General features: G+C 37.3%; 14 protein-coding genes. 9 read left to right on the top strand and 5 right to left on the bottom strand.

What is annotated here, in order from left to right; all coding sequences use genetic code 11:
* The first annotated feature begins 18 nt into the window (after positions 1–18).
* The 3 genes from cobT to EHQ62_RS18160 are packed head-to-tail and all read left to right on the top strand — an operon-like array spanning position 19 to position 2,489.
* Positions 19–1,077, top strand: coding sequence for a nicotinate-nucleotide--dimethylbenzimidazole phosphoribosyltransferase (cobT, locus tag EHQ62_RS18170; protein ID WP_135645483.1), 1,059 nt, complete (start codon positions 19–21; stop codon positions 1,075–1,077).
* A 6-nt stretch (positions 1,078–1,083) separates the two neighbouring features.
* Complete coding sequence (locus tag EHQ62_RS18165) at positions 1,084–1,911, top strand: adenosylcobinamide-GDP ribazoletransferase (RefSeq protein WP_135645599.1); 828 nt, start codon at positions 1,084–1,086, stop codon at positions 1,909–1,911.
* Positions 1,896–2,489: a histidine phosphatase family protein gene (locus EHQ62_RS18160; RefSeq protein ID WP_135645481.1), complete on the top strand. Its 594-nt coding sequence runs from the start codon at positions 1,896–1,898 to the stop codon at positions 2,487–2,489. Before EHQ62_RS18165 ends, EHQ62_RS18160 begins: the two co-directional genes overlap by 16 nt.
* 7 nt (positions 2,490–2,496) lie before the next feature.
* Here EHQ62_RS18160 and gatB read toward each other — a convergent pair whose 3' ends face one another.
* The 5 genes from gatB to EHQ62_RS18135 all read right to left on the bottom strand — a co-directional run bounded on the left by gatB (position 2,497) and on the right by EHQ62_RS18135 (position 11,129).
* Positions 2,497–3,960 carry an Asp-tRNA(Asn)/Glu-tRNA(Gln) amidotransferase subunit GatB gene (gene gatB, locus EHQ62_RS18155; RefSeq protein WP_135645479.1) on the bottom strand — a complete coding sequence of 488 codons (1,464 nt, stop codon included), beginning with the start codon at positions 3,958–3,960 and terminating at the stop codon, positions 2,497–2,499.
* Positions 3,961–4,018: 58 nt separating this feature from the next.
* Positions 4,019–5,122 carry a bacteriohemerythrin gene (locus tag EHQ62_RS18150; protein WP_135645477.1) on the bottom strand — a complete coding sequence of 368 codons (1,104 nt, stop codon included), beginning with the start codon at positions 5,120–5,122 and terminating at the stop codon, positions 4,019–4,021.
* 192 nt (positions 5,123–5,314) lie between these two features.
* Positions 5,315–6,790: an aldehyde dehydrogenase family protein gene (locus tag EHQ62_RS18145; RefSeq protein ID WP_135645475.1), complete on the bottom strand. Its 1,476-nt coding sequence runs from the start codon at positions 6,788–6,790 to the stop codon at positions 5,315–5,317.
* Positions 6,791–6,876: 86 nt separating this feature from the next.
* Positions 6,877–9,027 carry a 7TM diverse intracellular signaling domain-containing protein gene (locus EHQ62_RS18140; protein WP_135645474.1) on the bottom strand — a complete coding sequence of 717 codons (2,151 nt, stop codon included), beginning with the start codon at positions 9,025–9,027 and terminating at the stop codon, positions 6,877–6,879.
* Positions 9,015–11,129 (bottom strand): adenylate/guanylate cyclase domain-containing protein, encoded by a 2,115-nt coding sequence (locus EHQ62_RS18135; RefSeq protein WP_135645472.1) that lies wholly within the window; start codon positions 11,127–11,129, stop codon positions 9,015–9,017. Before EHQ62_RS18135 ends, EHQ62_RS18140 begins: the two co-directional genes overlap by 13 nt.
* Positions 11,130–11,242: 113 nt before the next feature.
* On the opposite strand from EHQ62_RS18135, the gene EHQ62_RS18130 reads away from it, so the two are divergent.
* Genes EHQ62_RS18130 through EHQ62_RS18105 form a run of 6 tightly spaced genes read left to right on the top strand, consistent with a single transcriptional unit; the run spans position 11,243 to position 19,195 of the window.
* Positions 11,243–12,424: a FliG C-terminal domain-containing protein gene (locus EHQ62_RS18130; RefSeq protein WP_135645470.1), complete on the top strand. Its 1,182-nt coding sequence runs from the start codon at positions 11,243–11,245 to the stop codon at positions 12,422–12,424.
* 4 nt (positions 12,425–12,428) lie between these two features.
* A complete protein-coding gene (gene fliH, locus EHQ62_RS18125; RefSeq protein WP_015676119.1) occupies positions 12,429–13,352 on the top strand; it encodes a flagellar assembly protein FliH in 924 nt (307 codons plus the stop codon).
* On the top strand, positions 13,349–15,334 hold the full coding sequence (locus EHQ62_RS18120) for a sensor histidine kinase (protein ID WP_135645468.1): 1,986 nt from the start codon (positions 13,349–13,351) through the stop codon (positions 15,332–15,334). Before fliH ends, EHQ62_RS18120 begins: the two co-directional genes overlap by 4 nt.
* Positions 15,331–17,334: a 7TM diverse intracellular signaling domain-containing protein gene (locus EHQ62_RS18115; protein ID WP_135645466.1), complete on the top strand. Its 2,004-nt coding sequence runs from the start codon at positions 15,331–15,333 to the stop codon at positions 17,332–17,334. Before EHQ62_RS18120 ends, EHQ62_RS18115 begins: the two co-directional genes overlap by 4 nt.
* A gap of 17 nt (positions 17,335–17,351) precedes the next feature.
* Positions 17,352–17,978, top strand: coding sequence for a Crp/Fnr family transcriptional regulator (locus tag EHQ62_RS18110; RefSeq protein ID WP_135645464.1), 627 nt, complete (start codon positions 17,352–17,354; stop codon positions 17,976–17,978).
* Between the two features lie 50 nt (positions 17,979–18,028).
* On the top strand, positions 18,029–19,195 hold the full coding sequence (locus EHQ62_RS18105; RefSeq protein ID WP_135645462.1) for an NnrS family protein: 1,167 nt from the start codon (positions 18,029–18,031) through the stop codon (positions 19,193–19,195).
* Position 19,196: the final 1 nt, after the last annotated feature.

Genomic DNA, 19,196 nt, shown 5'->3' with positions numbered 1-19,196 from the left:
GGCAAACTGGTTTTGTCTATGTCCCTATTTTCCCTACCCGAAATTCACCCAGTAACCAAAGTTTGGCGAGACCAAATCCAACAAAAAATTGATACCAAAACAAAACCACTAGGTTCCTTAGGTGCACTTGAATCAGTTGCCTTACAAATTTCAGAAATCCAAAATACTACTTCACCAAAATTACAAAATCCGAAACTCATTTTGTTTGCCGGTGACCATGGAATCACTGAAGAACCGGTATCACTTTATCCAAAAGATGTCACTTGGCAAATGGTGTTTAATTTTTTGAATGGTGGTGCCTGTGCCAATGTATTTGCCAAACATAGTGGGATCGGTGTAGAGGTTGTTGATTCTGGAGTGGATCATGACTGGGATGGAAACACAAAACATCTCATCCAGAAAAAAATAAGAAAAGGTACTTCAAACTTTTTAAAGTCAGCTGCAATGACAAAAGAAGAAGCATCACAATCATTGCAAACCGGTATCAATTTAGTTTCAGAAGGTAAATACAAAGATACAAATGTATTTTTGTTTGGAGAAATGGGTATTGGCAATACATCTTCCGCTTCGTTAATTTTATCTCATCTAACAGGGATTTCACTTTCAAAACTGGTAGGCAAAGGTACGGGCCTAAATCCAGAAGGAAAAAACGCCAAACTCCAAATTTTAGAAAAAGCATACCAAAGAACAGGTAAACTAAATGATCCTTTTGAAATCCTTACAGAGTTCGGTGGATTTGAAATAGGAATGATGGCCGGAGCAATGCTTGGAGCCGCCTCCAAACAAAATCTTTTTATTGTAGATGGGTTCATTACTACAGCAGCTTATTTGTTAGCGTATCATCTCAGTCCAAATGTAAAAGACTACGCCATATTTTCCCATGTATCAGACGAAGAAGGTCATATCGTTGTCTTAGACCATTACCAAATCAAACCCCTTTTGAAACTAAATTTACGATTGGGGGAAGGGAGTGGAGCACTGGCTGCCTACCCTCTTATCGAGTTAAGTGTGAAATTTATGAATGAAATGGCATCCTTTGCTGATGCAGGTGTCAGTGATTCGGACACAAAGCATTAGTTCATGATGAAATACATCCTCTTAGAAATTCGATTGTTTTTTGTTTGTATGTCTTTTCTCACAAGAATTCCGTCTCCTCGTTGGGTTGGATTCAAAGAAGAATGGTTACACCATTCCATTAAGTACTCTCCAACTGTTGGTCTTATACTAGGTTGTTTGCAATTCTTTGTATTTGTACTTTTCCAAATTCTATTTGGACCTACAATTGCATTTACCCTTTCCGTTGGATTTTTGCTGATCATAACAGGTGCCTTTCATGAAGACGGTTTTTCTGATTTTTGTGATGGGATTGGTGGAGGATGGAAACGTGATGACATCCTAAGAATCATGAAAGATAGCCGTGTGGGAAGTTTTGGTGCTGTGGGAATCTCACTCCTTGTACTTTTAAAAATATTAGGAGTTTCAGAATCGTTTCGATTGTATGAAAAAAATGGATTTATCTTTACGGTGAATTCGAAATCAGAATTTCAGCTACTCAGTGTTTGGTTGTATTTCATATCGGCGCATAGCTTTAGCCGATTTTTATCTGTGTTTATGATGAAACTATTGCCTTATGCCAAAGAAGAAGGGTATGCAAAACCCATGGCAAAGGAAATCACCTGGCCACAAATCCTTTTTGCAAGTCTTCTCGGAGTGATTCCTTATTTGGCATTGGTGTACCTTCATCCCATTTTTTTATTCAGTTTACTTTGTATCATCCCAAGTTACTTTTATATGTTTTCCTTAATGAAACGATGGATCCAAGGGTTCACTGGAGATTGTTTGGGTGCTGTCCAACAGGTGGTAGAAACCTGTGTTTGGATTTCGGGAGTGTTTTTATGGACCTCTATCTAATTCGGCATCCAGAAACCATTGCTCCCAAAGGCACATGTTATGGGCGAACTGACTTTCCTTTGAAATTCCCCGTTGAAGATACAGCAGATGTTACTTTTTCTTATCTGCCACCTAACTTTGATCATTTTATTTCAAGTCCAGCCCCAAGGGCAATGAAACTGGCAAAAGCACTTTACACAAAATACAGTCCCAACCAAAATCCAGATGAGTCCCATATCCAAACTGATAATCGTTTGTTGGAAATGGACTTTGGAGATTGGGATGGAAAGTTGTGGGAAGAAATCCCCCGAAAAGAAACCATTCCTTGGATGAAGGATTTTGTAAATGCCAGAACTCCCAATGGAGAAGCCTTTACCGACCTCATCCACCGAGTGGATCTATTTTTGCAAGACTGGAAAGAAAACGGGAATTTACGGCAACTTTGGGAAAATACCAACAAACAAAAATTAAATGAAATGATTGTTGTATGCCATTCTGGTCCCATTAGAGCCATACTCTGTCGAATCAATGGGATTCCACATGAGGAAGCATTTAAGTCCCCAGTGGATTTTGGTTCAGTTCATAAAATAAAAATCTAAGAAGGAATTAAACCTTCTTTTTTTCACCTAACGGACCTAACTTGGCAAGAATCAACTCGTTTACGAGTTTTGGATCGGCCTTACCCTTAGTTTCCTTCATCACACCACCAACAATGGCACCAAGCACACGGTCTTTTCCATTTTTCCAACCTTCCACAGATTCTGGTTGGGATTCAATCACACGTAAAACAATTTCTTCCAGTGCTTTGTCATCACGTACGACTTTCAGACCTTTTTTCTCAACGATGGTCTCTGGTTGGTCTTTCGACGTTAACATGTCTTCAAAAATGGTTTTCGCAATTTTTCCTGTGATTTCACCTGAGTTGATGAGTTTCACAAGTTTTCCAATCCGAATAGGATCAATGGCAAATTCTTGGATGGAAATGTTTTCTTTATTCACAATTCCTAAGATTTCATCTTTTACCCAGTTCGAAGTTTTTTTTGCATCCCCTGAAATGACAAGAGCCTCTTCAAAGTATTCTGCAATTTCACGTTCACTGGTTAATACTTCTGCATCATACTCAGGCAGTCCGAGTTCCGTTTTATAACGTTCTTTTTTTTGTCTTGGTAGTTCCGGAAGGGACTTACGAATCTCTTCGATGAACGAATCTGAAATTTGAATTGTTGGCAGATCCGGTTCTGGAAAGTAACGATAGTCATGGCTCATCTCTTTCGAACGCATTGGTAATGTTTTGAGAAGAGTGGCATCCCAAAGTTTTGTCATCTGTTTGAATGACTCTCCACGTGAGTATACGTCCTTTTGCCATTCCACTTCATAATCAATCGCTTGTTTAACGGCTTTAAATGAGTTTAGGTTTTTGATCTCCACTCGCGTACGGAATCCTTTTTCTCCTTTTGGTCGAATGGATACGTTTGCATCACAACGTAGTGATCCTTCTTCCATATTACAATCTGAAACTTGGATGTAACGAAGGATGGTTTTTAATTCATTGAGATAGGCATATGCTTCATCAGAAGAACGAAGGTCTGGTTCCGAAACAATTTCGATCAGGGGAGTACCGGCGCGGTTGTAATCCACATAGGAACGATTGATGGATGGATCATGGGAGTGGATGAGTTTACCCGCATCCTCCTCCATATGAATCCTTGTGAGAGGAAGGAACTTCTCTTCTTTTTCCCCTTTCAATTGGATATGGATTCCACCTTTGGTTGCATATGGTTTGTCAAATTGAGAAATTTGATACCCTTTTGGTAGGTCAGGATAAAAATAATTTTTACGATCAAATTTTGTAAATTGTGTGATTTCACAGCCCAAAGCTACTCCAGCTCTCACTGCTTTTTCAAGCACAACTTCATTTAACACAGGCAAGGTGCCAGGAAGTGCAACGCATAAAGGGGAAATATGAGTATTGGGGCTACCACCAAATTCGTTGGTGGCAGTGGAAAAAATTTTAGAATTGGTATTGAGTTGGACGTGGACTTCCAGACCGATGATGACTTCGTATTCCATGGTTTGGTAACAGGATTTTCACGGAAAATGAACCTGGCAATTCAAATTCCGTCAGAATTTAATCCAATGGGTCTGGGACCGATTGTAAAACCAATTTGTAGAGATTTTTTTGTTCTCGTGAGATGCCAATTTCCCCGGTTTGATGGAGTTTTTTGGTAAACTCTGAAAGTTCCCGAACTCTCGACTCAAACGCTATCCCAATTTTTTTATCTTCCAAGGCAATGTGAGAAAGTAACCAATTCCTGAGGTCCTGCACCAAATGTAAACCCACCCGTGGATTTCCTAATTTGTATTCATCATTTCTCATTTTGATAAATTCTATAAAACGTTTGTGTTGGTTCATGTGTTGGACAACATCAGTGTACCGAAAGTACCTCATAATTTTATCTTCCACTCCAAAATGGTCTTTGGTGTATTCGATTGCTTCGGCAATTACCTTATGAAAAGTTTCACTGGATCCATCACCTAACTTAAGTGAATGGTCAAGCTCTACAATCATTTTTAACAACCATATATGTTGTAAATCAATGATGGGAATCCCAGTTGATAGATTATAAGTTTTCCAAATGTTACGAATTTCTTGGATCGTATCGATGGATTGTTCGTGAAGAGAGATGGTAGTGGTATCGATTTGAACAATATTTTGATAAATCAAAAGTTGTTCTTTTGAAATCGGATATTTTCCTGATTTCAGCATTTGGTTACAATAGGATTTTAGATCTACGTTCGATGCTTTGAAAAATTCTGCATAATCCGTATCATCATGTAAGATATGTTGGAATAACCATTTTTTTAAGATTTGCAAAATCCCAAGAGCCGCCATTTGGTTATTTTTGGCTTCATAGTATCTTTCTGTAAGTTTTTCTACGAATTTTCTGTGACCTTGTACATGTTCTTTAAAATTCGGGTAATTAAAATGTTCCAATAGATCTTCTTCTAAGGCAAAGTGTTCGGCAACATAATCGAGTGCCTTACGAAATGATATATGGACTTCGATATCCGAATCATTTTTTTCCGCTTCAACAATCTCTTCTTCTAGTTCCAATATAATATGCACAAGCCAAACATGTTGTAGGTCAATGATGGGAATTCCCAGGTGAAATGGTTCACTTAACCATGTGATTCGAAGGGAATCTAAATGAGCGGAAGAATCCTTTAACATGATTCCACAAAATCAGTCACTCTGGTAGTGTCACACCAATTGAGGAAAATCCCAAATTGATATTTATCATTGAATTAGAATCAAACAAAATTCCGAAATGGTAAAAAGGGATTTTTAATGAATTGTAGTGATTTTCAGGAATTCACTCCCGAGAGATTCCCGGGAGTGATCATTGGAGAGGCCTAAGAGTTTTTAAACAAAAAACTTAGTTGTCAACTTAACGATTAATCTCACAAAACTAGAGTAAGGTGGATACATCAATTTTGCGATAGATGCTTTTGGTGTTTGTAAAACTGACCTTTCATGAGAAAAAGTTTTAAAACCAAATACTCCATGGTAACTTCCATGACCAGAATGGTTCACTCCACCAAACGGTAAATTTGGATTCACAAGGTGTAGGATCACATCATTGATCACTGCCCCACCAGAACTAGTCCTACGAAGCACGTATTTGGATGTACTTCTTTTTTTAGTGAAGATGTACAAGGCCAATGGTTTTGGTCTCTCGTTAATGATATGGATTGCATCATCTAACGATTTATAAGTTACAATCGGTAAGAGGGGTCCAAAAATTTCATCTTCCATAATTTTGGCATCCAAAGACACGTTCGTTAAAATGGTTGGTGCAATGAAATTATCAGAACTTCTCACCTCACCACCGTAAGCAATTTTTGCGCCTTTTTTGACTGCATCATCAATGTAAGAAGAAACTCTAGAAAAGTTTTTTGCATTTACAATCCGACAGAAATCAGCACTAGCCGTAAAATTTTCAGGTTTCGATTTAAAAAAACTTTCAGTCGTATCCTTTGCATGTTTAACAAATTCTTCTACTTTAGATTCAGGAATGAGTAAATAGTCAGGTGCCACACAAGTTTGGCCGGCATTCAAAAACTTACCCCACATAATCCTTTCAGCAGCCACTTTCAAATCAGCATCTTCAGCGATGATGGATGGAGACTTACCACCTAACTCTAAAGTCACGGTCGTTAAATTTTTTGCTGCAGCAGCCATTACAATTTTACCAACAGGAGTGGAACCAGTGAAAAAGATATGATCAAAAGGAATGTCAAGTAATGCCGTTGCAACACTTACATCACCCTCAAACACCGCAACCTCATCTTCAGAGAAAATTTCACCTAACATTTGGTTGATGACATTGGCAGTGTTGGGTGTGAACTCAGACGGTTTTAACATCACAGTGTTCCCAGCAGCAATGGCAGCCGCAAGTGGTGCAATCGCTAAATGGAAAGGGTAATTCCAAGGAGCAATCACCAAACAAACACCTTTTGGTTCATAAATGATACGGCTTGTGGCACCTAGGAGAGTGGGAGGTGTCATCACATTTTTGGGTCTCATCCAATGTTTTATATGGCGGATGGCATCGTTGATTTCAGCAATTGTTGGTAAAATTTCAGTGATATCAACCTCACCCGCAGATTTTCTGAAATCAGCGTGGAGTGCCTTTTGGATTTCTGTTTGGTATTTCAACACAACATCTTTCAGTTTTTTCAGTTTCTGAATTCGTGTTTTGTAATTCGTCAAACGAAGTTCGAGGGACTTCTTCTTTTGGGCATTAAAAATTCGATCAATGTCTTTGGGAGTAAAACTTTTGGTTTGGATGGCAGCTGTGTTACTCACATTTGCTGCAGAAAGGGTAGCTTGGGTCATGGGAATCTCCGTATTACTGACTCTCGTTCAGTTAGAGAGGGAGTTCAAGAACTTTTTCAGAAATTCGAGTCGTTTCTATGTCTTTTTTATGCCAAAAATCCCTTTCCAAACCCAGGAGGGGGTCCGTTTTGGATGTATTGTTTCGCTCGGTCCAGATACAATTGGGCCGCTTTGTCAGATGGATCTTGTTCCAAAACAGACAAAAACCCAAGTTCCGCTCCTTTGAAATCCCCATCCCAAAACAAATTGACACTTTCCTCAAATTGTTCTTTGGTTTGGATTTTGAGATGAAAAGAATCTTCGACTCCATCCACCAAAACCTGAGCAATACCAATTAACTTTTGTTTGGCTGGTATTTTAATAAAATCCAATAATCGATGTGGATAAGAGTCTGGTTCCTTCAATTCCAAAAGTGCATCCAAACTCAAAATAATTTTTGCCCCATATTTTTTGGTCATCGACTCCAAAGAATTGGCAACCCCCATTGAATCAGATAAAACAGCTGATTCAATTCGTTGTTCTTCTCCCACAATGCCTAACATCAATTCACCAAAATGGATTCCGACTCCAATTTGTATTTCTCCAACACGATGGTTATGGCTTTCTTTATTCCACCTTGCGATTGTTTTGTGCATTTGAATCGCAGCTGAAAGTGCATCTTCTGGTTCTTTTTCAAACAAGGCAAAGATCGCATCTCCAACATACTTTTCTATAAAACCATTATGGGAACGAATGATAGGCCCAACTTGCCTTAGGTAATCATTCAAAAACAAAAAAGTTTCTTCGGGGCTTAATGTTTCTGAGATCGCCGTGAAATCACGTATGTCAGAAGACAAAACTGACATTTGTTTTACGATAAAGTCACCACGTTTCACTTTTGAGTCATCTTTTTTAGAAAACAATTGGATGAGTCGTAGTGGAACAAATTTTGAATATACTTTGTTTGATGACTCAAGCCGATTATTCACTTCTATGAGCTCAGTTGTTAATGTATCCATTGAGGAATAGAAACGAGCATTCCTTCTTGCGAGTAAAATACTTTGGAACAAAAAGAAAACAAAAAGTGAAAAAGGCATTAGTGGTTGTGCTTGGAACCAATAATTTCCGGCCATCAAATCATGTGTTGATCCTAACATAAGTATCAAGGATCCATAAAACACCAAACTACTATCTCGTTTTCTTTGGCGATAGATTCTTAGGATAACATAAAACGAACAAATACTAAAAAATAAAATAAATACTTGGGAAATGATATTGGTAGTCGTGAATAATTTTGGATCGGTAAGTAAGACAAACAAAACATAAACAAGACTCAAACTCCAACAAGAAGTGAGCATCCAATTGGGAACCTCTGATTTTCCAGGGAATAAACTACGAAGGTAACTTAAGAAAAAACAAACAAGAAGTGGAGCAGAAGTATAATCCAATACTTGCATCCAATTCCAAGAAAAATCTGGGAATGCATAAACAATATAAAAATTATCCAATACTACCAAACGTAGTCCGGTGAATAAACAAAATAAAGCAAAGAATAAGGAACTTTTTTCTTCGCGACGAAAGAAAAAAACAGTCAGTTGGTACAAAGCCATTGTGAGCATTGCACCAAAAACAAACACTTCACCTGCGGAGTACATTAATGATTCATTTTGAATGACTTCTTTTGTTCCAATTTCGATAGGTTTTCGAAAACCACCTCTTGCATGGTTAAAATTACTCACAACATAAATGATTTCTTGTTCATAAGATTCCGGTTGAAACGATACATATTGGATTTGGTATTTTGGTTTTGTAGTCAACACATCTGTTCCTACATTTCCTGAGTATGCAATTTTTTGGCGGTTGATGTACAACTCATAAGCACTTGTTGCAGGTTGTACTCGCAAATAATAACGAATGTTAGGATCCGGAACTTTTACGACTAAACGATAACTCGCATACCCATCTCCACCTGTACCCTCTGGCCGAGCGGAGTTCCAGGAAGAGGGAACTTTTATCATATTATGTTGTTTTCCTTCAATTTTTTGGAATAAGGAGTCACCATAAAGCTCGTTCCAATAGAATTCCCATTCTCCATTTAACGAAATTTTTTTATGATTTTCTATCGAGACTTCTTGGATTTCTAAATAACCATTTTTTGCTTCATTCGCTAAATCAAAGTTACACGAAACGAAACAAACAACTGCAAAAAGATAAAATGATAATCGCAGTAGATTTGAGATTGGATTTATTTTTCCCATGCAGAGACCCCATCCCAATCTTCCCCAACACCAGCGGATTGGTAGTATTCACACCTTTCGATATAAATTTGTGCCGCGATATCATCTGGGTTATTTTTATGCACTTCTCGAAATCCATTGAGCGCAGAAGCAAAGTCAGCCCTTTCATAATCAAAAATGGCTGCTTCAAATTGTTCCCTGTAAGCAATTTTCTGATCAGAAATGGAATCGATCCCTGGAATCAAAACCTCTGCGATCATCACCGTTTCTTGTTTGCCTTTCACTCGCACAAAATCTAAAATTCTGTAGGGAATTGTATCCAAATCTTCGTGTAACATGAGTGAGGTTAAACTCACAAGGATCCTTGCGTTGTACTTTTTGGTTAATCCTTGGATTCGGCTCGCTAAATTCACTGTATCAGAGATAACCGTAGATTCTAATCTTTCCTCTTCACCTAAAATTCCTAACATGGTATCACCTGAATGGATCCCAATGCCTGCGTGTAAGGGAAGGTAACCAAACCCTCTGCGCCTTTCATTATAAGATTCCAGTTCCCACTGGATGTCTTCTGCGGCTTTAATCGAATTTTGGATCCCTCCATCAAAGAGTGCCATCACAGCACTACCGATGTATTTATCGATAAATCCATTGTTTTTTCGAACACATGGTCCAATGCGTCCCAAATACGAGTTGGTAAACAAAATTCGGTTTTCCAAAGGAATGGAATAAATAATATCCCAATATTCCCAGATATCAGCAAACAATACTGTCATTTCTCGTTCACTACTATCACCTAACTTCACTTCCTCGATACTTTCTTTTCCCAAGTGGGTTAAAAAATCTCGTGGGATGAATTTTGCATAAAAGCGATTGGTTAAAATGAATTGTTCATTAATGGTTTCAAATTCTTCTTTTAAAAGGACTTTTTTTCGGAAGGTTCGTGCCGTACGAAGTGTTACAATTGTAGACTGCACTCCAAAAAACAAAAAAACTGCAATTTGCGATAAAGAAGATTCCCCTTCTCCTGTGTATGCCAGGAATACATCATAAACAAATCCAAAAAATAAAATCAAATAACCCAAAAAGAAAATATGTGAATCAGGTAATCCTTTCACAACCATCTGGTACAATCGGATTCCTAAAAATACAGCATACACAACACCTAACACCTGAAATACTACTTCAAATTCTGTATAAAACTCAGGTTTGATGATGAGTCCATAAACTAAAATGAATTGCACAAAGGCACTAAAATATCGAATGAGTTTGGTTTCTATAAAACGAGGGAAAAGACCGTCTACAAACCATAAAAACAAAATCCCTAATACAAAAACTGAGGCATATTCTACATAAATTACAAGTTCCCATGGAATGTTGGGAAACATTGCATAAATTGTTTTACTTCCTACGAATGGTAAACGTAATGCAAAAACTAAACAAAAAAATCCGAAATAAAATGCTTCTCTTTGTTTGTTACGATAAAAAAACAAAATGAAGTGATACAATCCAAACATAAACAAAGCACCAGTGAGCGCTATGTCCATCGTACTCTCAGCAAGGATATAATTTTGAATGGCTTCCGCCGTTCCAAAAAGAGGTGCGTTTGGCAATCCACCTTCTTTGTGATGGAAATTACTCACCTCAATTTTAATTTGTATCTTATCTTTCGCTGCAAAGGTAAAACTTTGTCCTTGGGCGCTGGGTTTGGTTGTTTGTTTGTTTGGACCGGGGTAACCCGAAAGTACAACTCGATTCCCAACGGTTACACGAAAACTTGTCCGCACTTCAGGTAAGTACAAAGAATAAATTTGAGATTCATGGGGAAGGAGAATGTCTAGGATGTACGTTCCGTAACCCTTTCCATTTTCAATTCCAGATCGTAGAGGGACTTCATTCCAAAGTGCAGGAACAGGAATGAGGGCATAACTTGCATCAGGTGGTAATTCCCCCAATGTATGCGGAAAAAATTTCCATTCCCCATGGAGTTTGATTGCCTTTCCCGTTTTCCAAGGAAAGGAGCTAAGGTCCAATGATCCAGAGGTAACTCCTTCGGAAGGAGTCATAAGTTGGCAGGCCATTGTCAGGAAAACGAGGCCAAGAGTGATGCGTTTGAAGAGGGTCATCCCTATCCTTCAGAGACATTTCTCTCCCTTATTTGGAAAGGAAGTTTTCAAAATGAAAAAAATAATATTTTTTGGTTTGTACGAAGTACTCGCCAGGCTATTATGTCTCCTAAATGGCAGCTTCTCCAGGACCCAATAAAGCCGCATTGGCATACCAAATTTTAGGCCAATACCTACCGGATGAAGTGTTCGCCCATTTAACCGACGCCGAAATTGAAACCCTACTTTTAAAAGTAGAAACAAACCCTTCTCCCACGAAGGGCCAAGAAAAAGACATCCTCGTATCCTTTACCAATTTTTTACAAAAAAAAGGGGTCATCCCAAAACCGAAACGGCAAAACCTCGCAACAAACGGTTATGGCAAAGCACCCAGTCCCAAAAATGACCCTAGGGACTCGGAACATCCCAACCATTCACCAAAATCGAAAGGCCAACCCGAGGTTTCCCATAAAGGAATTGGTCCTTTGGAAGGATTTACGCTAGGAAGTAGCCCCACAGTTTCCTATCCTTTGGGGAGCGGCACAAGTCCTAACTACGGTCACACAGAAACAAATGAATTGTATTCTCTCATTGAGGAAATCCTAAAGGAAGAAGACGCAAAACGATCGGGGCCATTATGGCAAGATTTGCCAAAATTCCCCACAGAATTACTTCGCAATCTCACTCGGGAAGAATCCCCGGAGGTGGTCGCAAGGGTGCTCAGTTTTTCAGACCCTGAATCTGCTTCAGAAGTGCTAGCCGAATACCCTGAGTCTCATAGGGAGGAAATCATTTTGGCATTGGCGGAAATTGACTACCATTCCGATCGGGAACGAGACCAATTGGAACGCTTCTTACGCTTTAAAATGGAACTCATCGAAAAAAAGATGCCGGTTTCCAAAATCCGAAGCCGCAAAGCCAAAACCGCGGGTGAAATCCTTACCAGGCTCCCTTTTTTGCCATCTCAAAATTTAATTGAACGAATTCAGAAAAAAAGCCCAGAATATGCCGAAACTATAGTAGAACACTACTTTCGTTTGGAAGACCTGCTTCATTTGGGAAGGACAAGTCTCACTCGGTTTTTTTCTGAGATCCATCCTCTTGTCATTGCTTGTGCACTGAAGGGTGTGGAAACTGAATTTCGTGACCAAGTTTATTCCAATTTGGAATCTTGGCTTGTGAAAGAGATCAAAATCGAATGGGATTCATTAGGTCCTGTCTCACTGGCAGAAATCGAAGAAGCCCAAAAGGGAATCTTAGATCGTTTGCGAGAAGCAATGGATGAAGGCAAAGTGAAACTTTGGAGATTGAAGTAAGGACATGGCAAAACTAGTTTTTAAACCCATTCAAATTGCCGACTTACAAGAAGAAGTTGAAATCCAACTTCCTGATAAGTACAAAAAATTTCATAAAACCGATGAACAAGAAGACTTCGAGATAGACCAAGAAGGAAATATCATCGAACAATACCAAGGTCCATCGATTGAAGAAATCGAAGCAGAACTCCAAAGGTATCGTCAAGAAACCGAAGAACAAGTTCGTCAATTATTAGAAGACGCAAAAAAACAAGCAAAGGCCATTGAAGATGAAGGGAAGACAAAAGCTTTCCAAATGGTCCAAGACTCTAAAGAAAAAATCAAACTAGAAGAAGACTCAGGCCGTGCCAAAGCGGAACAAATCTTAGATCGTGCGAAGATGGAAGTCGAACGTATGATCAAAGAAGCCGAAATGAAACAGGCTGAGATCGAACACGAAGCATACCAAAAAGGATATGATGCGGGTCGTGAAGTAGGATTTAAAAAAGGCCAAGGGGAAGTTAGACGACTCATTGATAGACTTGGAACCATCATCGGTAAAGCAATTGATATCCGCGAAGAAATGATTGCTGCTTCCGAAAAACAAATGGTGGAAATGATTCTTGTAATCGCAAGAAAAGTAATCAAAGATGAAATCATCGAACGTAAAGAAATTGTTCTCAATAACATTCGTGAGGCGATGAAACGAATCAAAGATCGTGACCGTATCGACATTCGTGTGAACTTTGCTGACCTAGAACTCACAACCGCTCATAAAGATGAACTAATCAAACTAATGGAATCTCTCAGAAAAGTTAATATCTACGAAGACTCTCGTGTGGATCGTGGTGGGGTTATTATCGAAACTGATGTGGGAGCAATCGACGCTAGAATTTCTACTCAGCTAAAAGAAATTGAAGAGGCAATTCGAAACGTAGAGCCAATATGATTTCGAAAACCCGAATTTCCCAATTGATAATCGGGTTCACGATGTTTTTGTCACCGACTTTCGTAAGTTTGGTGGCAGAACCTTGTGGAACCATGATCTCCTCATTTGAAAAACCAGTCATATTAAAAACAGATTGGATGTTTCGAAAAGGAGACAACCTGGACTGGAGAGATGAATCTGTAGAAGAAAGTTTTTGGGTCAAACGATCAGTTCCAGATTATGGAATCTCAAAAACCGAAAACTTAACTGGATACCATTGGTATCGATGTTCCTTTTATTTGCCTGACAATTACACCACTCCAGTAGAACCCATCGCCATTCAATTGGGTCGCATTCGAGACATTGATGAATTTTATTTGAATGGAACCTTAATTGATAAAACGGGTACTGTTTTACCTAGGTTGGAAGTTGATTTTCAAAAAATTAGAATTTATTCACTACCCACTCACCTTCTCAAACCTGGATTAAATGTAATGGCAATCCGCATTTATGCGGCTACAAATCTAAATGGATTAAAAGAAGCACCAAAAATCGCCAAAGAACGTTTGTTACGTGAATCAGTGTTTTCAAAAGAACTATTTGCAATGGTTTGCGGATATGTTTTTATATTTATGGGGATCTACTTTTTGGTTGGTTCCATTGTTCGCGGAAGAGCTGGCGAAAATTTTTTCTTTGCTTTATTTTCCATTTTTATGGGAATTTATGTACTCATACGCACCCAACACCGAGACATTTTATTTGAAAGTTTTACGTGGTCATATGTTTCCGAGTTATTAGTCCTCATTTGTTTGCCCGTGTTTTTCATCAACTTTATGCACCAATACTTAAAGTTGAAACGGAATATGGTTCTACTAGTTTATGAAATATTTTTATCTGTCCTTTTTTTAATCACACTTTTTTTTAGAAATCCCAAAACATGGATCCTTGTGATCGCACTCTTTAATTATGCCCTACCGATCGCGATGGGTCTTGTGATTTATCTGTTTGTTAAAAATGGAAAAACCAATATTAAAAAAGTAAAATTTATTTTAATTGGAATCGCTTGTTTATTACCTACTATCCTCATTGATAGTTTATCTGCTTTAGAAATCATCATTTCAATGCCTGGAACATTGTATTTGGGTTTTTTGATATTCCTTGTGATGATTTCCATCCAATTATCAAACGATATCGTTTTGGGTCTTGAAAATTATATTGAACAAGAAAAAGAACTCATCCAAATGGAGCGGGTAAAAACTGGATTTTTGATCAACTTATCTTCCGAATTCAAATCCGGAATGGAAAAAATCAAATCCGCGATTGATAATATTGTAACGAACCAAGGAAAGTCAGCCACTAAAGAAATCACAAAGCCATCTGCCAAAAAGGCTGCGAGAAAAAAATCCAAGGTTACAAATTCGAAACAAAGTGGAGATCCGATCAAACAGGCAGAAGACCATATCTCTTACATGAGTTATATGGTTGAGGAAGCAATATTACTTAAAAGGTTGGAGGAAAGAACATATGTTCCTTTTTATGAAACTTTTTCTGTATCTGAATTTATCAAAAACTGTGTAGCAAGTGTTGAAAATCATTTAGGCCAACATCGAAAAAATACTTATATTGATGTAAGACCAAATGATTTAGAAATTCATTTCCCAAAAGAATTGTTTTTTTGTATCTTGCGAAATTTAGTAGAAAATGCGTACCAATACACCGATCCCAAAACAGATATTCATATAGAGTTTATGAATCGCGATGGAGTTCACCAATTGATTGTAATGGACGAAGGGATGGGACTTAGCCAATTGGAAATGGAAACCATTTTTCAAAAATTTGTCCGTGGTTACAGAGACAAAAAAAATGAAATCCCTGGTGCCGGAATTGGTTTAACTTTGGTCGAAGCCTCTACAAACTTTTTATCTGGTACGGTTAGTTTAAAATCAAGTGAAGGAATGGGAGCAAAATTTACAATTCGTATCCCTGAAAAACAAATCAAATGAAACCCTCACCTATTTTTCGACTTTTCATATTCTTGCTTTTCTTCATTTCTTTACAATGTTCCCGTAAAGCAGATGAGAATACCGTTGTACTCCGATTAGACGGTGAAGATTGGGGAATTTATTTCAATGATAACTCTGATTTACTAAATCCAGAATTCAATCCAAACAATTTAGATATCATTACCGTTCCGAATAATTTTCGTAACTTAAATAAATCTTATAGAGGATCCATTTGGGTTCGTAAAAGCTTTGAAATCACAACAGAACAACACCAAAAATCCTTAGCACTCCAACTCGGGAAAGTGTACCAATCTGATGAGGTATTCATCAATGGTGTGCTCATTGGAAAAAATAATTCCGCTTTTGGAAAAGAACCAGAGGAATTTGCTTTTGGTAGGCCAAGGATTTATCCAATCCCACATGATTTATTACTAGAAGGGGAAAATGTATTAATCATAAAAATAGATTCTTCATTGTCCACTTCTGCTGGTATCATCACGGGTCCCATTCGAATTGTGACGTACGAAGAAGCCATCAATGGGAATTTATATGATTCTCTTGTAGAGTTAATCTTTGTAGGATTTTATCTATTCATCGCCCTATTTTTCTTTATCAACTTCTTTAATCTTAGAGAAAACAAAGAATACCTAAGTTTCAGTGTACTTGCTCTTATATTTTCAGGATACGAGTTATGTAAAAACGAAGTTCGGTTTCTAATTTTTAATCATTTCGCAGTTTTAAAATTCCTTGAATATTCCTTTTTAATGATACTTCCATATGGATTTATCAAATTCATGCAAGATTTTTTCGAACTCAAACCATTTAAGTACCAAAGGTTTTACTTATTCTTTCAGTTTTTCTTTATCATTACATTTCTTATCATTCAGAATCCTGTTTTCTGGTATAACTTCATAGGTTATTGGGATATTCATTTAATTGGTGTGATTGGCTACGCCATCTATGTAACTCTAATTAAATTTCGCGAACAAAAACGTGGATCCACCATCCATTTACTTGCACTTGTTTATTTACTATATTCCATTCTCAAAGAAATTCTAATTGAACGTGGTTATCTCAATTCACCTTCCTCACTTGAAACCAGTTTTTTAGTGTATTTGATTTTGATGACACTTGCCTTACGTTTCCAATTTTTGATGATGAAACGAAAACTTCAAAATCGATATGAAAGGTTAAAGGAGGCAGATTCACTCAGAGAAAAGATTTTCTTTTATATGGATGCAATGATTTCGGGACCGCTGAAATCGATGAAAGAAAAACTTTCAGCGTATAGAGAGTCTAATCAGAAAGCAAAAGACAAAAATTTAGTAAAAGAAGTAATCGATGTCCAATCTTCCATTGATAATGTTATGGATGATATCATTGAGTTATCCAGACTAGAGGTTTTAAAAGAAGTCCCCTTCAAAGACCAAGTCAATTTTATTACTTTTATTAACGATGTAATCCCTGAAGATGATATTACTTATTCCATCAAAGTACATCCAGAAACCGAAATCCATAACAGTTTAGACCTTATCAATTCAGTTGTTGTGAGACTTGTAGACTTTCCACCTTTCAAGGAATTCAATCATAATGATTTGATTATTACTCAGGATTTAAAGGGCAATGTACACTTCAGATTTTTGTTATTCCATAATAATTCGAAAGTAACGCAAAAATTATTTAACGAATTAACAGAAAATTATAACCAACTGACGCCTATTAAAGTAAAGTGGGCAATCATCCTAGAAATCGTCAGATTATTAGGAGCAAAAATTGACTTTAAAATCATTAAGAAAAAGTATTTAAAAATTGATTTAGGAATCGCAGCCATTGTTCCTGTGTCTGAACTTCAGCCCATTAAAGAATCAAATGGATTGGGGCTAACAAACCAAGATGTTCAAAAAAAAGAAAAGGAAGATTGGCGTGTAACCTTAAAACGCATTTGGAAATTCTTAAAGGAAACGGAAATTAAATTTCCAAACGCTAAAAAGAAAAAATAATTGATACTCCTGTTTCCATGATTGTCAAATACATCACCAAACCAAACCCAGAAGCGTTACAGAAAGCCTTTGTAGGTTGCAAAGAATTAAATTACGATAAGGATGAGTTTTTATTTCATTCAGGTGATGAAGTCACACAGATGGACTTACTGATAAATGGTGAACTTCAAGTATTTAAATATGATGGAAATATGAATGAAGTGACTCTCAATTTTTTTCGTCCTGTATGCATTGTTGCAGAATGGGCTGTCATCCAAGGAATCCCCTACCCAGCCTCTGCGAGATTTACAAAAAAAAGTACAATCCTAAGAATGCCGCTTTCCGAAGTTCAAAATCGTTTGCATTCGAATATTGAACTGAACCATATTTTAATGCATTCATTGATGAATAAAATTGATACATTGAATTTAGCCATTAATCGTGGGCTAACCATGGATGCGATGCAACGAGTGGCTCATTTTCTTTTTTATGGAACTCCCGATTCTCTAGCCCTAAAACAAACACAAATGGCATCATTATTGTACCTTCGACCAGAAACCTTTTCAAGGATCCTAAAACAACTCAAAGAGCAAGGTTTGGTAGACACCCAAAAAGGTGAAATCACAGTATTAAATAAAGAAGGCCTTTTAAAAATTTTAGCTTAATACTTGATTTGCATCAAGGAAAATATATTGATTTTCATTAGTATCGAAGTATGAATGTTTCCTTTTTTCAACTTAGCTTTTGGAATACCGCATTTCGCCCCTTTTTTTGGTTTGGCTCTCTGTATGGAATCATTGTTATAGGCATTTGGTTATTCGTACTTTCGAATGTCATCATAAACCCGATCCAAGTGAATGCGATCCATTGGCATTCATATGAAATGGTTTTTGGGTTTACCAAAGCAATTGTTTTAGGATTTTTATTCACTGCCGTACAGAATTGGACAAATAGCACAATTCTAAAAGGAGAGAATCTTTTTTACCTACTTTTGTTTTGGTTGTTCGGAAGGTTTGCATTTTTTTCAGTTGGAATATGGGGTTATATTTCGTTTGGATTTGATATTTGTTCTGACATTTTTGTCATTTATTTACTCGTTCCTAAACTGATTGTTCCAACCCAAAAACACAATCGGCCAATCTTATACCATTATGCCCTCTTCACGGTCTTCCATATTTTGAGTGCGATTTGTGCGTATTCAATTTTAGATCCAGAACGAACTTTGCTCTATATCCACTTAAGTATTTTTGTTGTTTTGTTTCTTATCCTAATCATTGGAGGTCGAGTGATTCCTTTTTTTTCAGGAGTAGTGATACAAGGATATTCATTCAAACGGATACCAAAATTAGAAACACTACTTTTGTATTTACCATTTTTCTTTTATCTCGCTAAACTGATGCAAGGATTCGTTTTGTTATCATCGATAATTGCCTTATTATTATTTGTTACCAATACCATTCGGTATCTCTCTTGGAAACCTTGGAAGTCATACCAAAAACCTATTCTTTGGATTTTGTATCTTGGATACTTTTGGGTATGTTTCGGATTTTTATTGTATAGTATTTCCGATTTAAATTTATTCCCCGTCTCTTCTGCCATACATAGTTTAACGGTGGGTGGCCTTGGAGTGTTCATTTATGGGATGATCACAAGAGTGAGTTTGGGTCATACGGGAAGGCCCATTCTGGCTTCACCGTTAACGGTTTTCGCCTATGTTTTACTCAATGTTTCCGTATTGATCCGGGTATTTTTACCACTGTTCCATCAATATAAATATGCATATGATTTGTCCGGGATTGGATGGATGATTTGTTTTATTTTATTTTTGATTCAGTATACGGTGATCCTTTTTTCAAAACGTCCAGATGGAAAACCATCGTAGT

The organism is Leptospira jelokensis, assembly GCF_004769635.1.
GTDB lineage: Bacteria > Spirochaetota > Leptospiria > Leptospirales > Leptospiraceae > Leptospira_A > Leptospira_A jelokensis.
Note: the sequence above shows the minus strand (reverse complement) of the source record. Positions and strands in the feature narration are given on the sequence as shown.

Coding starts and splice junctions, on each gene's coding strand:
- EHQ62_RS18110 (WP_135645464.1), top strand. CDS start 17,352: ATGATTGTCAAATACATCACCAAACCAAACCCAGAAGCGTTACAGAAA.
- EHQ62_RS18160 (WP_135645481.1), top strand. CDS start 1,896: ATGGACCTCTATCTAATTCGGCATCCAGAAACCATTGCTCCCAAAGGC.
- EHQ62_RS18115 (WP_135645466.1), top strand. CDS start 15,331: ATGAAACCCTCACCTATTTTTCGACTTTTCATATTCTTGCTTTTCTTC.
- EHQ62_RS18145 (WP_135645475.1), bottom strand. CDS start 6,790: ATGACCCAAGCTACCCTTTCTGCAGCAAATGTGAGTAACACAGCTGCC.
- fliH (WP_015676119.1), top strand. CDS start 12,429: ATGGCAAAACTAGTTTTTAAACCCATTCAAATTGCCGACTTACAAGAA.
- EHQ62_RS18130 (WP_135645470.1), top strand. CDS start 11,243: ATGGCAGCTTCTCCAGGACCCAATAAAGCCGCATTGGCATACCAAATT.
- EHQ62_RS18165 (WP_135645599.1), top strand. CDS start 1,084: ATGAAATACATCCTCTTAGAAATTCGATTGTTTTTTGTTTGTATGTCT.
- gatB (WP_135645479.1), bottom strand. CDS start 3,960: ATGGAATACGAAGTCATCATCGGTCTGGAAGTCCACGTCCAACTCAAT.
- cobT (WP_135645483.1), top strand. CDS start 19: ATGTCCCTATTTTCCCTACCCGAAATTCACCCAGTAACCAAAGTTTGG.
- EHQ62_RS18140 (WP_135645474.1), bottom strand. CDS start 9,027: ATGGGAAAAATAAATCCAATCTCAAATCTACTGCGATTATCATTTTAT.
- EHQ62_RS18150 (WP_135645477.1), bottom strand. CDS start 5,122: ATGTTAAAGGATTCTTCCGCTCATTTAGATTCCCTTCGAATCACATGG.
- EHQ62_RS18105 (WP_135645462.1), top strand. CDS start 18,029: ATGAATGTTTCCTTTTTTCAACTTAGCTTTTGGAATACCGCATTTCGC.
- EHQ62_RS18120 (WP_135645468.1), top strand. CDS start 13,349: ATGATTTCGAAAACCCGAATTTCCCAATTGATAATCGGGTTCACGATG.
- EHQ62_RS18135 (WP_135645472.1), bottom strand. CDS start 11,129: ATGACCCTCTTCAAACGCATCACTCTTGGCCTCGTTTTCCTGACAATG.